Origin of the sequence: Plantactinospora sp. B5E13 (genome assembly GCF_039871775.1) — a bacterium.
Lineage (GTDB): Bacteria > Actinomycetota > Actinomycetes > Mycobacteriales > Micromonosporaceae > Plantactinospora.
Window position 1 is genome coordinate 26,769 of sequence record NZ_JBDPLT010000014.1, and the last position, 14,476, is coordinate 41,244.

9 protein-coding genes are annotated in these 14,476 nt (G+C 71.5%); 3 read left to right on the plus strand and 6 right to left on the minus strand.

The features are described 5' to 3' along the window. Positions 1 to 44 precede the first annotated feature (44 nt). Positions 45 to 449: a Fur family transcriptional regulator gene (locus ABGB05_RS15145; protein ID WP_347654146.1), complete on the minus strand. Its 405-nt coding sequence runs from the start codon at positions 447 to 449 to the stop codon at positions 45 to 47. 454 nt (positions 450 to 903) lie between these two features. Here ABGB05_RS15145 and ABGB05_RS15150 point away from each other — a divergent pair, with 454 nt between their 5' ends. Beyond that, the gene (locus tag ABGB05_RS15150) at positions 904 to 2,316 is read left to right on the plus strand and encodes an LPXTG cell wall anchor domain-containing protein (RefSeq protein ID WP_347653952.1); all 1,413 of its coding nucleotides are present in this window, start codon (positions 904 to 906) and stop codon (positions 2,314 to 2,316) included. A gap of 72 nt (positions 2,317 to 2,388) precedes the next feature. On the opposite strand, the gene ABGB05_RS15155 is transcribed toward ABGB05_RS15150, so the two are convergent. After that, positions 2,389 to 3,045: a metal-dependent phosphohydrolase gene (locus tag ABGB05_RS15155; RefSeq protein WP_347653953.1), complete on the minus strand. Its 657-nt coding sequence runs from the start codon at positions 3,043 to 3,045 to the stop codon at positions 2,389 to 2,391. Between the two features lie 163 nt (positions 3,046 to 3,208). Here ABGB05_RS15155 and ABGB05_RS15160 point away from each other — a divergent pair, with 163 nt between their 5' ends. Continuing rightward, positions 3,209 to 3,820 (plus strand): TetR/AcrR family transcriptional regulator, encoded by a 612-nt coding sequence (locus tag ABGB05_RS15160; RefSeq protein WP_347653954.1) that lies wholly within the window; start codon positions 3,209 to 3,211, stop codon positions 3,818 to 3,820. A gap of 29 nt (positions 3,821 to 3,849) precedes the next feature. Here ABGB05_RS15160 and ABGB05_RS15165 read toward each other — a convergent pair whose 3' ends face one another. Then, positions 3,850 to 4,782, minus strand: a complete 933-nt coding sequence (locus tag ABGB05_RS15165; protein ID WP_347653956.1) for an NAD(P)-dependent alcohol dehydrogenase — start codon at positions 4,780 to 4,782, stop codon at positions 3,850 to 3,852. 79 nt (positions 4,783 to 4,861) lie between these two features. Between ABGB05_RS15165 and ABGB05_RS15170 the strand changes: the two genes are divergently transcribed. Continuing rightward, positions 4,862 to 5,479, plus strand: coding sequence for a helix-turn-helix domain-containing protein (locus ABGB05_RS15170; protein WP_347653957.1), 618 nt, complete (start codon positions 4,862 to 4,864; stop codon positions 5,477 to 5,479). Between the two features lie 81 nt (positions 5,480 to 5,560). Here the strand turns inward: ABGB05_RS15170 and ABGB05_RS15175 are convergent, their stop codons facing one another. The 3 genes from ABGB05_RS15175 to ABGB05_RS15185 all read right to left on the minus strand — a co-directional run bounded on the left by ABGB05_RS15175 (position 5,561) and on the right by ABGB05_RS15185 (position 14,183). Continuing rightward, on the minus strand, positions 5,561 to 9,637 hold the full coding sequence (locus ABGB05_RS15175; protein WP_347653959.1) for a ThuA domain-containing protein: 4,077 nt from the start codon (positions 9,635 to 9,637) through the stop codon (positions 5,561 to 5,563). 62 nt (positions 9,638 to 9,699) lie between these two features. After that, entirely contained in the window at positions 9,700 to 10,968 is a 1,269-nt protein-coding gene (locus ABGB05_RS15180; RefSeq protein WP_347653960.1) for a multicopper oxidase domain-containing protein, read from the minus strand. A gap of 83 nt (positions 10,969 to 11,051) precedes the next feature. Continuing rightward, positions 11,052 to 14,183, minus strand: a complete 3,132-nt coding sequence (locus ABGB05_RS15185) for a family 16 glycoside hydrolase (RefSeq protein ID WP_347653962.1) — start codon at positions 14,181 to 14,183, stop codon at positions 11,052 to 11,054. Positions 14,184 to 14,476: the final 293 nt, after the last annotated feature.

Genomic DNA, 14,476 nt, shown 5'->3' on the forward strand with positions numbered 1-14,476 from the left:
GGGTTCTCGGACAACGGATTCCTTCCGTGGGCGGGACAGTCGGATCAGGATCTGTCGGTGGTGGAACAGTCGGGGCAGAGGCCCCAGTAGGTGACCTCGGCCTCGTCGAGCGCGAAGCCGTTGTGGTCGGACGGGGTCAGGCAGGGCGCCTCACCGACGGCGCAGTCGACGTCGGCGACGAGACCGCAGGACCGGCACACGACGTGGTGGTGGTTGTCCCCGACCCGCGACTCGTAGCGGGCCACCGAGCCGGCGGGCTGGATGCGTCGCACCAGACCAGCGTCCGTCAGCGTGTGCAGTGAGTTGTACACGGCCTGGTGGGACACCTCGGGAAGCTCCCGACGCACGGCAACGATGATCGCCTCGGTGTCGGCGTGCGGATGTGCGTGCACCGCGTTCAGCACGGCGACCCGGGGACGGGTCACCCGCAGCGCGGCCCCACGCAGCATTCGCGGGACGTCGAGGGTCGTGGACACGCACCGCAGTCTGCTCAGTTTTTTGGAATCAGTCAAGAAAATGGGCGGGATGTCACTGGTGAGCGACGGCAGCACCGCACAGAAGTTCACATTTCGCCAACAGTCGGTCGGCCCACCGCCGCACCACGGAGGTCGTCCGGGGAACGGAGGACGCCCCGGGAGCACGGAGAGCGGTTCCGGGAGGCGCCGCTCCCCGTGTCATAAGTTTCCATTAGCTGCGGCGCAAGAGATTCACATTTCTCCGTCGGGGGTTTGATCCGCCGACGAGCCGGTCCCTACCGTGTGGGTGCGGTGCGCGGGACCCGACGACATCATCGTCGCTTGTGGATCGTCCGACCAGCCGGGTGCCGGAGGACGTACCCGGCACGGCGGCCGGATCTCCGCCGGACCCGAGCCGCAGTACGCCGAAACCAGGAGGTTCACACACATGCGACCGTCGCCCCACGGTCAGGTCTCCGCCCCTTCCGGCCCGCGCCGCCGGATTCTCGCCGTGGTCGCCACGCTCACCGTCTTCGGCGGCCTGGTCGGCGTGACGCAGACCTCCAACGCCGGCACCGAACGGGCCGTCGGCACCCAGCGGGCCCCGGTCGGTTGTGGGCCCACGTCGACGCCGGAAGCCACCGGTACGTCGGAGAACGCCGACGGCGCCGGCGCGGCCACCGGCAGCCCCGCACCGTCCACCTCCCCGGCCGGCACGGAGTGCGCGGAGCAGGAAGGCGGCGCGGACGCGACCCCGACCCCGGCAGCGGGGACCGGATCGCCCGGGACCCCCGCCCCGGACAACGGCCTGGAGATCCTCGGCAACAACTGCGACAACAGCCGGCTCGCCGCGCACACCGGCTTCCAGGAGGGTGAGCGCTGCGTCCCGACCGCCTTCGGCGAACTGGGGGCCGCAGACCAGAACCCGACCCTGCTGATCGCCGACGCCCCCCGGACGGTACGGGAGGGAGAGCGTTTCCGGCTCGTCGTGAGCACCCGCAACCTGGTCCGCGACCGCTTCCTGCCGGCCGGCCGGGGCGGCTACTACCTGGAGTCGTCGTTCCTCACCGGGGACGGCCTGGTCCGTGGCCACTTCCACACCTCGTGCCGGATGCTCACCAGTACCACGACGGCCGCCGAGCCGGCGCCGGTACCGGCGTTTTTTGTCGCCACCGAGGACGGGAAGGGCGGCAGGGAGCCGGACCAGGTGATCGTCGAGGTGCCGGGGCTGCCGGCCGGCCTCGCCCAGTGCTCCTCCTGGGCCGGCGACGGTTCGCACCGGATCCCGATGATGGCGCGGGCCAACCAGATCCCGGCGCTCGACTCCGTCCGGATCTGGGTGCGGCCCGCCGAGAACGAGCCGCCCGCCGACAACGAGCCGCCGGCCGGCGGACCTGGCGGCAACCAGCCGCCGGCCGACGGCCCCGGCGACGACCAGCCGCCCGCCGACAACGAGCCGCCGGCCGGCCAGCCCGACGACGATCAGCCGCCCGCGCAGCAGCCCGACGACGAACAGCAGCCGGGTAACGGGCAGCAGCCCGACGACGATCAGCCGCCCGCGCAGCAGCCCGACGACGAACAGCAGCCGGGTAACGGGCAGCAGCCTGGAGGCCAGAAGCCGACACCGGAGAAGTCGGCGGGGACCACCAAGCCGTCCCCGAAGGCCAGCGAGCCGACGCCGGACAGGACTGACGTCGTCGCGGAGCCACCGGCCCGGCAGACCGACGCCGGCGGTTCGGGCGGCGGGCTGGCGCTCACCGGCACGAACACGATCACCTTCCTGGTCGGCGGCGTCGTGTTGCTGATCGTCGGATTCGCCCTGCTCTACCTGGCCCGCCGACGCCGGGCGGTACGCCGCTGACCCGCCCTGCCCCTCGCTTCGACCGGTACGACCGGCGCTGCGGTCGGCGGCATCCGCCGAGTCCGCTGTGGCTCAGTCCGTCGTCGGGAGGCTGAGCCGGGCCAGTTCGCGCCGGAGGTTGCCCCGGGCGGCCTGTTCACCTCGCCGGGCCAGTGCCGGGGTGTGGAACAGCCGGGGTAGGTCGAGCAGACTCCGCAACACCGCCGACCGGCCGGCCCGGAACGCCGGGTCGGGGACGTGGTCGTACTCGGCCCGGATCGCGGCGGCGTAGCGGTCGTACTTGGCCGCGGGCGAGGCCAGGATCGCGAGGTCGGCGTCGCAGAGCAGGGCACCGTCGGAGTCCCCCGGTGCGGCCCGGTGGCCGGCGGTGAGCAGTACCAGCCGGACCACCTCGGCCACCGCCTCCACCGGAACGCCGAGTCCGGTCAGCAGTTCCGCGGCGAGTTCGGCGCTGGCCCGCTCGTTGGTGTCACCGCCGGCCCGGGGGTCGTAGACCGCGTCGTGGCACCAGGCGGCCAGCCGTACCAGGTCGGGGCGAACGGCGTGCTCCTGCTCCGCGTCGACCACGGCGAGCACGGCGACCAGGTGGTCCAGGTTGTGGTAGCGCCGGTGCGCCTCACCCCAGCGGTCCAGCAGGTCGGCCCCGGCCTCCAGCACTGCCACGTCGCGGATCGCTCCGGCCGCGATCGCCGCCGTCCGCCACCGCGCCAGCAGACCGGTCCTGGTCAACAGCGGCACCTCACCGAACTCGGTCCGCGGGATTCGCGGACGTGAACGAAAACTGGAGGAGATCCGGTACGTCGTCATCCTGACAGTCCTCCGCCACGGGCGGGGATCCCGGCAACCCCTGGATAGAATGGACCCGCTAGTCCAGAACGGGAGGTCGGAGCAGGTGGATCGGAAACTCACCCCGAAGGGCGAGGCGGCCCGGCGGCGGATCATCGAGGGTGCGGCCGCCGAGATCCGCGATTCCGGGGTGCACGTCACCACGCTCGACGCCGTACGGGCCCGCACCGGCACCAGCAAGAGCCAGCTCTTCCACTACTTCCCGAAGGGCAAGGAGGAACTGCTGCTCGCCGTCGCCCGGTACGAGGCTGACCGGGTCCTGGCGGACCAGCAACCCCAACTCGGCGACCTCACCTCCTGGCCCGCCTGGCGGGCGTGGCGGGACCGGGTGGTCAGCCGCTACCGGGAGCAGGGGCAGCACTGCCCGCTCAACGTCCTGGTGACCCAACTGGGTCGCAACACCCCGGGGGCGCAGGCGGTGGTCACCGAGCTGATGTGGCAGTGGCAGGCGGAGCTCACCTCCGGGATCCGACACCTGCAGGGGGTCGGGGAGGTCGACGCCGCGTTGGACGCCGAGCGGCTCGCGGCCGCGCTGCTCGCCGGGATCCAGGGCGGCGTCTTGATCATGCTCTCCACCGGCCGACTCACCCACCTCGAGGCGGCCCTCGACGTCGCGATCGACAACCTGCGGTCGTCAACCGGGCGGCCGTTGCACTGAGCATTCAGCCGGAGAAGACCCGGCACGCGTCAGCTGACCTCGATGACGATCTTGCCCCGTACCCCGCCCCGCTCCAGGGCCCGGTGCGCGGCGGCGACCTCGGCGAGCGGAAAGACCCGGTCGACCTGCGGACGGATCGCGCCGGTCGCCACCTGGTGACCGAGTTCGGCGAAGAGCGGGGCGGTCGGGTTGCCACTGAAGAAGCGGACCCACCGGCGCCGGCGCGGGGCGCTCGCCGCGAGGTAGCCCAGCGAACGGAACGGCCGGTCGAGGTCGAACGCGATCGCGACCATCCTCCCCCCGGGGGTCAGCAGCCGCCGGAACATGGGCAGGTCGCTGCCGACCGTGTCGAGGACAACGTCGAACCGGCCCAAGGCTCCCGGCGCACGGTAGTCGACCGCCTCGTCCGCGCCGAGTTCCTTCACCAGGTCCAGGTTGGCCGCGCTGGCCAGTCCGGTGACGTGTGCCCCCATCGCCTTGCCGAGCTGTACGGCGACATATCCGACACCGCCGGTCGCTCCCCGTACCAGCAGCCGTTCGCCGGGCGCGAGCGCGGCGGTGTCCCGCAGGGCGGTGATCGCCGTGGTCCCGACGGCCAGTGCGGCGGCCCCCGTCGGGTTGAGCCCGGCCGGGAGGTGGTCGAGCCGCCCGGCAGGCACGGCGACGTACTCGGCGGCGGATCCCATCCTGCGCCCGAGCGCCCCCCAGACCAGGTCACCGGTGCCGAATCGGCTGTCACCGGGCTCGACGACCTCCCCGGCAAGGTCGATTCCCGTCCGCATCGGGAAGCGGTTGCCGGTGAACAGGCGCAGCCGCCCGGCGCGCATCGTCAACTCGCCGCCGTTGACCGACACCGCCCGGACCCGGACCAGGACCTCACCGGGACGGGGACGGGGTACGGGACCGGTGGTGACGGAGAGCACCTCGGGTGGGCCGTACCGGTCGTAGGTCACGAGTCGCATGGAAGTGGATGGCATACTCCACTTCTAGCAGGGCAGCCGGGCACGAGCTTCCCCTCGGCCCGAAGTGAGAGGTCCGCCGATGACATCAACTCGGTTGCGTACCGACGCGGCCGCCAACCGTGCCCGGATCCTGCAGGTCGCCCGGGAGGCGTTCGCGGCGGACGGGCTGGACGTGCCGATGAACGAGATCGCCCGCCGGGCCGGCCTCGGCATCGCGACCCTCTACCGTCGGTTCCCCACCAAGGAGGACCTGGTCACCGAGGCCTTCACCGAGCAGCTGGCCGAATGCTCCGGCGTGCTCGACACCGCCCTCGCCGACCCCGACCCGTGGCGCGGATTCTGCCGTCTGCTCGTCGAGGTCTGCACGATGCAGGCCCGGGACCGGGGGTTCTCCGCAGCGTTCCTGACGACCTTCCCCCGCACGGTGGAGTTCACCGCGCTGCGCGAACGGGCCGAGCGGGGGTTCGCGGAGCTGGTCCGCCGCGCGCAGGACGCGGGTGCCCTGCGCCGCGACTTCGAACCCGCCGACCTGTCGCTGATCCTGCTGGCCAACGGCGGGATCCGGGCGGCGACACCGGAGGCGACGGTGGCCGCGTCGCGCCGCCTGGTGGCCTACCTGCTGCAGGCGTTCCGGGCCGGGAGCGCCGCCCCGCTGCCCCGCCCCGCCGTCATCCCACTCGACGAGGCCATCTGCTGAACCGCTCGCCGGGTCACGCCCGGGCCGGCCACCGGCACGGTGCCGGACCCGGGCGCGCGGGCCCGGGTCCGGCACCACCGGTCAGAGTTCCCGTACCCGTACGTTGCGGAACTCGATCAGGTCGTTGGTGCCGTGGTTCTGCAGCCCGACGAACCCGCTGAGGAACTGCCGCAGGTCGGTCGGCGGGTCACCCGCCCGGGACGACTGCTTGCCGGGCGTGTTGTCGAACTCGGCGATCACCACACCGTTGCGGATCATCGTGTAGTGCTGGCCGACGACGCGGATCTCGTAGTCGTTCCACTGACCCTTCGGGGTCACCCCGGCCTTGTCCAGGGTGTTCGGGGCGAAGTTGTAGACCGAGCCGGTCTTCTGCGGCTCGCCGGTCTCGCCGTCGTAGATCTGGATCTCGTGACCGCAGTAGATCGCCACCCAGGCCTGCGAACTACGGGCCGAGCCGACCGTCCCGCAACTGCCCGGCGGACGCTGCTCCAGCGGCGTCCTCGGGTCCGGGAACCGGACGAAGAGTCCGCTGTTGGCCCGGACGCCCTCCGGCGACATGTCCCGGAACTGCACCCTGATCGAGTAGTCGGCGAACTGGCGGTCCGCGTACCACAGCATGCCGAGGCCGCCGGAGCTGCGGATCGCCCCGTCCGGGAGCAGCGAGAACGACCCGCCCGGCGCCTGCCGCCAGCCGGCGAGTGACCTCGCCGAACCGTCGAAGATCGCCTGGTATCCGGCGGTGGCGCCGATCGGCGACTGCCGGCCGGCCTGGCGCAACGCCCGCATCTCCTTGTTGTCGATGACGTGCGCCGCGGTCAGTTCGGCGAGCACCTCGTCGAGGTGGGTGAGGAACGACGCCCGGTTCGGCCAGTTGCCCTCGTCGTCGATCAGGTCGTTGATCGTGCAGCCGCCACCGGTCCGGCGGTTCTCCACCCCGGTGTCGCTCTCCAACATCCAGACCGTCGGCCGGGCGTCCGGCGCGGCACAGCCGGCGTTCACGGTGACCTTGCCGGTGACGACCTCACCGTCGGCGTACGTCACCTTCAGGGTTGCCTGGAAGGTGCCGTACCGCTTGTAGATGTGCGTCGGGTGGGCCTGGTGCGACAGCTTGCTGCCGTCACCGAAGTCCCACTCCCAGGCCACGCCCCCCACCCGGGCGGCGGAGAACCCGATGGTCCGGGGCTGGCTCGGCGTGCTCGACCGCGCGGTGGCCAGGCTCGGGTTCGGGGTGGCCTGACCGCCCTGGTACGTGATCCGGACCAGCTTCTGGTTCGGGTGCAGGCTGAAGAAGCCGCTGCCGTAGTCGAGCAGGTAGAGCGCGCCGTCCGGCCCGAACTTCGCGTCCATCCAGGACTGGAGCTGGTTGGCGCCGTTGCCGCCCTGGATGATGGCGCGCAGGTCCTCGGCGAACGCCGGTGCACCGGCGTGCGCGACCGTCTCCGGGTCGACGGTGACCGCGACCCGGTTGTTGGCGTTCGACTGGTCACCGATGAACCACTTGTTGTCCCAGTACGCCGGCCAGGCGACGCCGCTGTTCACGTCGACGTTCTCCCGCTGGTACGTCGGGCCGTCCATGATGGCCTGCCCGCCGCCGCTCAGGTACGGCTGGGTCAGGGTGATGTCCTCGGTCTGGTACGTCGGCAGTCCGCTGCCGTCGTCGCGCTTCGGGAAGACCGGCCCGCCACCCTGCGGCGAGTACCAGATCATGTTGTCCCGCACCGGCGGAAGGTTGACCAGTCCGGTGTTGCGCGGCGACTCGTTGCGCGGGTTGTCGCAGTCGTACCAGCCGGTCAGCACGGTGGCGTCGGTGTTGCTGCGGTCCCGGTACGGCTGCCGGTTGCCCATGCAGTACGGCCAGCCGTGGTTGCCCGCCGAGGTGATGACCGTGGCGGTCTCGTACTTCGCCGGACCCAGTTCCGGGTTCGGCGCACCGGCGTCCGGGCCGACCCAGGCGGCGGTGAGCCAGTCGTTGACCGGGTCCCAGGCGATCCGGGCGATGTTGCGGACACCCATCACGTAGATCTCCGGGCGGGCCTTGCCGCCGCCACCCTCCTGGCCGGTGAAGAGGTTGTCGTCCGGGATGGTGTACGTCCCGTCCGGCTCCGGGTGGATCCGGAGGATCTTGCCGTTCAGGTCGTTCGTGTTGCCGGAGGTACGGCGGGCGTCCTGGAACGAGATGCCGGCGTACTCCTGGGTCCAGTTGTTGCCGGAGTAGCCGTTCGATCCGCCGGACGAGTTGCTGTCCCCGGTGCCGACGTAGAGGTTGCCGGACTCGTCGAAGGTCATGCCGCCACCGGCGTGGCAGCAGCTGTGGATCTGGGTGTCCCAGTGCAGCAGGTCCTTACGGGTGCCCTGGTCGACCGACTGCGCGGTGTGGTCGTAGGTGAACCGGGAGATCGTCCGCTGGCCGACCCGCCGTTCCCGGTCGATCGACTCGTGCGGCATCCAGTAGACGTAGAACCAGCCGTTCTCCGCGAACTTCGGGTCGAGGGTGATGCCGACCAGGCCCTCCTCGTTTTTCACCAGCTCGCTGCCGCTGCCCCGGTTGCCCATCACCTTCAACGTGGTCAGCAGCTTGACCTGCTTGTTCTTCGGGTCCCACTGGTGGATCGTGCCGCAGCCCAGGCCGACGTTCGGGTCGGCCCAGTCGGCCACCGGCCCGGACGGGCAGGCGGCCTTGCCGATGTAGAAGACCTTGCCGTCCGGTGCGATGGTCAGCCCGTGCGGCTCGCCGATCTGGTCGAGCTGGCCGGACTGGTTGGCGGCGGTCAGCCGCTCGATCCGGTAGTTCGCGGCGATTGTCGCCTGGCAGTCGCCCCGCACCAGACCGGTGGTCCACTGGATCGCGCCGAGCAGGTGGCTGCGGAACCGGGCGTCGCTGGTGTAGCTGGCCTCGGTACGGCCCATGCCGGTGTAGAACGACCGGCCGCCGTCGTAGTCCCGGCACCAGGAGATCGGGTGGAAAGCGCCGTTGCCGCCGAGTCCGGCGTCGTACGTGCTCTCCCTGACCTGGGCGACGGTGTGCACCCGGCCGACCGGGCTCGGGTCCCAGTTCATCCACTGGTCGGAGCGGGTCCAGTTCAGCGGCAGCCCCTTGTTCGCCGGGTGCTGCCGGTCGACCAGGTCGACCACCGCCTCCTGCACCTGGCTCTCCGGCGCGGGTCCCGCGTTCGGGCCGATCAGCCACAGTTCGGCGAGCTGGATCAGCGGCTCGCCGCTGTTCGCGGTGATGTTCAGCCGGTAGTACTCGTACTCCCGGGTGTTGGTGAAGGTGAACTGCCGGGTCTGGAAGCGGCCGGAGAAGACCTCCCCGGTCCGACGGTCCAGGTCGGTCCAGGTCTCACCGTCGGCCGAGCCCTGCAGGGTCCAGTCCCGGGGGTCACGGCCGGTGAAGTCGTTCGCCGAGGTCAGCGCGTAGTGGGAGATCACCTTCGGTTCGGCGAGCTTGGCCACCACCCAGCCGGTCGGGGTACGGGTCAGCCACTTGGTGCCGGTCGCGCCGTCGATCAGGTTCTCGACGATCTCGTTCGGCGGGTTGTTGCCGCTGGCCGTGACGCTCTCGATCTTCTCCGCGTTCGGCAGGGTCGCCGCCGGCCGGGTGCCGATCAGGCCGGTGAACCACTCGGAGTCGGGCTGCGCCCGGGCCGCGTCGTGGATGCCGACAAAACCGCCGCCGCCCTTGACGTACGCCTGGAAGGCGGCCTCCTGGGCGTCGTTGAGCGTCACCCCGTTGGCGGAGAGGAAGACCACGCCCCGGTAGCGGTCCAGATTGTCCACGGTGAAGACCGTCGGGTCGGCGGAGTCGTGGACGGCGAAGCCGTGCTCGTTGCCGAGTTGCCGGATCGCGGTGACCGCCCTGGCGACCGGGTCCTCCTGGGAGGCGGCCGGCCCGTGGAAGACCAGCACCCGCACCGACCCTCCGGTCCAGGCCGGTGCCACCCCGCCGACGCCCGGGTCCGGGGCGGCGGCGGCTGGTGCGCCGAGCAGGCCGAGGGTGAGTACGGCGCCCGAGGCGAGGGCGACCGCGCGACGGAACCGTCCGACGGCGGGCCGGGGTGGCCGGGCTACCGGGCCGGGTTCGGGGGACGGTGGATCAGTGGGACCGGGACGGGATCGCCCGACCGGTCGGGACAGCCGGAAATGGCGTCGGTGAGCCATTTCTCCTCCTCCTGACGGGGGTACGAAGAGTCGCGCTGGCAGGGATGGTCGACGGTCGTGGGTCATCGGTGGTTGGGGTGCGCGTCGGCGGGTGCCGCCGCGCCCTGGGCCGCCGGGGCGGCCGGAGTGTGGCCGCCGGTGTGCGGCGGCATCTGCCCGTTCTCGTCCAGGACGTGGAAGGTGGTGGACATGCCCAGGTCGGAGTGGAACTGCATGTGGCAGTGCAGCATCCAGTGCCCCGGCCCGACCGAGTCACCGGCGACGAACTGCACGCCGAAGCTGTCGCCCGGGCCGAGCGTCTTGTTGTCGATGATCGGAATCGAGTCGACGAGCGCCTTGCTGCCCTCGGCCAGGCCGGTCCGGGTGTCGGCCCAGGAGTGCCCGTGCACGTGGAACGTGTGCATGTCGTCGCCGATGCCGACCACGATGAACTCGACCCGTTCGCCGAGCCGGGCGACCAGGCAGGTCGGCCCCGGCACCGGGTTCACCGGGTCACAGGTGTCCGCCTCCGCGCTGCGCCGCAGGTTGATGGTCTGCCGGTCGCCGAAGACCGTCACGTACGTCCGGTCCGGCCTCGGGTCGCCCTGGCGGCGTACCACCAGGCCACCGAAGAGTCCGGACCGCAGCCCCTGGGTGCCGTGCGGACCGCCGACCACGTGGTCGTGGTACCACCAGTAGCCGGCGGTGCCCTGCGAGGTTCCGGTCCGCGGTTTGGCGAACCAGAAGTACGTCCGGGATCCGCCCGGCGGCACGAACGAGTCGCTGTGCACCGTGCCGTCGGACTGCTGGGTGTACTTCACCCCGTGCACGTGCAGCGAGACGCCGAGCGGATGCGCGGGATCGGTGCGCAACTGCTCCAGGGTGGCGGTCGGCACCTGGTTGTGCAGGGTGATCGCCAGGCACTCCCCCTCGATCATCTCCATCGTCGGCCCCGGGTACGAGGCCGTCTGCGGGGTGAGGCCGTAGCCGAGCCGGACCTGGTTCGTCACCGGGTCCTTGGGCAGCTCCACCGCGTACAGGTCGAGCCGGCGGTCCGGCGCGACGCAGCCCTCCGGCCGGGCCGCCGACCGGGCGGCGGCGGCCTCGATCGCCGGCTGCCCGGCCGGCTCGCCGCCGGTGGTGGCGCTGTCGCGGGCGAGGGTGAGCCCGCCGCCGGCGCCGACCAACGTCACCAGCAGAACCGCGGCCACCAGTACGGCCCGGCCGGTGCCCGAGTCGAACAGCCGGGCCGGCAACGACCAGCGCGGCGGTGGCCCCTCGGCGGCCGGGGTCTGGTCCGGCCCGCCGATGTCGTTCACATCCCTGTCGACCAACAGGTCCCTGTCGTCCACGTCGGTATCCAATCGCTCGGCCCACCACCGCTGACACCGGTGGCGGAGGACAAGACGGCGGTGGCGGAGAAGACGGCGTATCGTCACGGGGTCAGCGGGGCGATCCGGATGTTGCGGAAGCTGATGATGTCGCCGGCACCGTGGTTCTGCAGGCCGATGTAGCCGGTCGGGTTCTGCCGCCCGGCACCGCCCGGATCGTCAGCCCGGGGCGGGGTGAAGACCGCCTCGGGGACGTTGACGTAGTCGTTGATCAATACACCGTTGCGGAACACCGAGTAGTGCTGCCCGACGACCCGGATCTCGTAGTCGTTCCAGGTGCCCTTCGGGGTGACCCCGGCGCCGTCCAGGTCGACCCGGTCGAAGCCGTACACCGAACCGCTCTTGTACTCGTCACCGTCGGTCCGGTCGAAGATCTGCAGCTCGTGGCCGTACTTGATGGCCACCCACTCGGGGCGGGACTCCTGCGGGTGCTGGTGCGGCTGTGGGAAGCGGACGAAGACCCCGCTGTTGGCCCGGCCGTCACCGGGAGCGTCGTCACGCCACTGCAGCTTGAGCGAGAAGTCGCCGTAGCCGCGGACCGGGAACCAGAGCATGCCCAGGCCGTCGACCGCCCGGCTGGTGATCGAACCGTCGGCGTTGCGGGTGAAACCGCCCGCGCCGACCTGCTCCCAGAGCTTGAACGAGGCGTTCGTCCGGTCGAGCAGCGGCTGGTAGCCCTGCTTCTCCTCGGTCCGGCCGACACCGGACTCCCGGGCCGTCCGGACCAGGGTGTTGCGCTCCCTGAGCTGGATGCGGCTCCGCTGGTGCAGGTGGTCGGCGACCGTCGTGACGTGCTCGACGAACTCGGCGTGGGTTGGCCAGGTCCGCTCGTCGAGGATCAGGTCGTTGATCGCGCAGCCGCCCTCGATCACCCGGTTGGTCACCCCGCTGTTCAGGGTGCCGAGCCAGACCGTCGGCCGGGTGTCGGTGACCCGGCAGTTCGGTGCCGGCGGTCCGCTCTCCACCACCGTGAACGTGGTCGACGCGGTGCCCGAGGTGTTGCCGGCCCGGTCGGTGGCCCGGTAGCTCACCGTGTGCGCGCCGGGGGTGTTGACCGTCAACGGTCCGGTGTAGGTCACGTAGCCGCGCCCGTCGAGGGCGTACTCGACCCGGTGGACGCCGGAGCCGGCGTCGGCGGCGGTGAGCACGATCGTGGCGCTGCCGACGTACGCCCAGTTGCCGTTCTGCTGCCCGGTGATCGCGGCGTTCACCGTCGGGGCGGTGTTGTCGGGATCGGGGGTGGCGACCACGGTGAAGGAGACCGATCCGGGGGTGGAGGTGTTACCGGCGACGTCCGTCGCCCGGTAGGAGACGGTGTGCTGGCCGGGCTGGTTGACCGTCACCGGCGCGGTGTACGCCGCGTACGGCTGCCCGTCGAGCGAGTACTCGACCCGCTCCACCCCGGAGTCGGCGTCGGTGGCGGAGACGGTGACCGTGGCCGCACCGACGTAGTCGCCGCTGCCGTCCCGGTTGCCGGCGACGGTGGCGGTGACGGTCGGCGCGGTGGTGTCCGGGTCCGGCGCCGCGACGACCCGGAACGTGACCGACTGCGGGTCGGAGGTGTTGCCCGCCCGGTCGGTGGCCCGGAAGTCGACCTCGTGCTCACCGACGGTGTTGACCGTCACCGGCGCGGTGTACGCCGCGTACGGCTGCCCGTCGAGCGAGTACTCGACCCGCTCCACCCCCGATTCGGTGTCGGTGGCGGAGACGGTGACCGTGGCCGCACCGACGTAGTCGCCGTTGTCGTCCCGGTCGCCGGTGACCCCGCCGGAGACTGTCGGCGGGGTGGTGTCCGGGGTCGTCGTACCGGCGATCTCGAAGGTGACGGACTGCGCGGCGGAGGTGTTGCCGGCCCGGTCGGTGGCCCGGTAGCTGACGGTGTGCTCGCCCGGCTGGTGCACCATCACCGGCGCGGTGTACGTCGCGTACGCCTGCCCGTTCAGCGAGTACTCGACCCGCTCCACCCCGGATCCGTCGTCGGTGGCGGTCAGGGTCACCGTCGCCATCCCGACGTACGCCCCGTCCTCGTCCTGCTCACCGGCGACGGCGGCGGTCACCGTCGGCGCGGTGGTGTCCGGGTCCGGCTGCTCCACCACCTCGAAGGCCGTGGACTGCACCGGCGAGGTGTTGCCGGCCACGTCGGTCGCCCGGTACGTCACCGTGTGCGCGCCCGGCTCGTGCACCATCACCGGCGCGGTGTACGCCGCGTACGCCTGCCCGTTCAGCGAGTACTCGACCCGCTCCACCCCGGACTCGCTGTCGGTGGCGGTCAGGGTCACCGTCGCCATCCCGACGTACGCCCCGTCCTCGTCCTGCTCACCGGTGACCGAGGCGGTCACCGTCGGCGCGGTGGTGTCCGGGCTCGACGGCCGTACCACCTCGAAGGTCGTCGACTGCACCGCCGAGGTGTTGCCGGCCACGTCGGTCGCCCGGTACGTCACCGTGTGCTCGCCGTAGGCGCTGACCGTCACCGGCGCCGAGTAGGTGCCGTACGGGCCGCCGTCGAGGGCGTACTCCACCCGGCCGACACCGGAGCCGCTGTCGGTGGCGCTCAGGGTGACCGTGGCGGCGCCGACGTACGCCCCGTCCTCGTCCTGCTCACCGGTGACCGAGGCGGTCACCGTCGGCGGGGTGGTGTCCTCGCCGCCGCCGCTGACGACGAGCAGGCCGGTCATCGTCCCGTGTCCGGGGATCGCACAGAAGTAGCGGTAGGTGCCGGGGGTCAGCACCACGTCGACCTGGTGCCGGCCGTTGTTCGCGTCGAACGGGTCGGCCAGAATGTCCAGCTCCACGTCGCGGTTGTACGCCGGGTTGCCGGTGTCGAAGGTGAGCGTGTGCAGCATGCCGCTGGTGTTGCCGGTCGCGGCGCTGTTCTCGAAGACGATGGTGGTCGGCCCCGCGACGGCGGTGGTGGGCGCTGAGGCGTACTCCAGGGTGCTGTTGCCCGCCGTCCAGGTGAGAACCTGGGCCTGCAGTTGTCCGGCGGCGCCGCTGGCCGGGGTGGGTTCGGTGTCCGCCGGGCGGGCGCTGGCCGGTACGGCGGTGAGCGCGGAGCCGGCGAGCACGACGGCCATGACCGCGAGGATGCTCATCGGTCGGCTGAGCCGGCCCGGGGCGAGCCGGGCGAGCAGCCGCGGGCGCCTCGGCGGGCGCCATCGCACAGGGAAAGCTGGCATGTCGCACATACCTTTCGCGAGTCTTGCGCGGGAACGTCACCGATCCGAGGGGTGGTGGACCGGCGAACGGCATGGCGGCAGACCGCACACCGACGCGGTCGACGCTGGGTGGACCCGGGTGAACGGTTGCGGTCCGGTCAGGACGGGTGGGTATGGACGGAAATGGCGAGTGTGATGGTTCTGGCGGGGTGGCAGTTCTGGTGGGGGGTGAACGGCTCTGGTGGGGTGGACGCCGGTCACGTCGCCGAGACGGCGAAAACCGACGTCGTCGCGGACACGGTGCGGGACCGCGC

Bases quoted from the DNA above. Each gene is read 5' to 3' on its own strand.
- ABGB05_RS15145 (WP_347654146.1), bottom strand. From the start codon at position 449: ATGCTGCGTGGGGCCGCGCTGCGGGTGACCCGTCCCCGGGTCGCCGTG.
- ABGB05_RS15150 (WP_347653952.1), top strand. From the start codon at position 904: ATGCGACCGTCGCCCCACGGTCAGGTCTCCGCCCCTTCCGGCCCGCGC.
- ABGB05_RS15165 (WP_347653956.1), bottom strand. From the start codon at position 4,782: ATGCGACTCGTGACCTACGACCGGTACGGCCCACCCGAGGTGCTCTCC.
- ABGB05_RS15170 (WP_347653957.1), top strand. From the start codon at position 4,862: ATGACATCAACTCGGTTGCGTACCGACGCGGCCGCCAACCGTGCCCGG.
- ABGB05_RS15175 (WP_347653959.1), bottom strand. From the start codon at position 9,637: ATGGCTCACCGACGCCATTTCCGGCTGTCCCGACCGGTCGGGCGATCC.
- ABGB05_RS15185 (WP_347653962.1), bottom strand. From the start codon at position 14,183: ATGCCAGCTTTCCCTGTGCGATGGCGCCCGCCGAGGCGCCCGCGGCTG.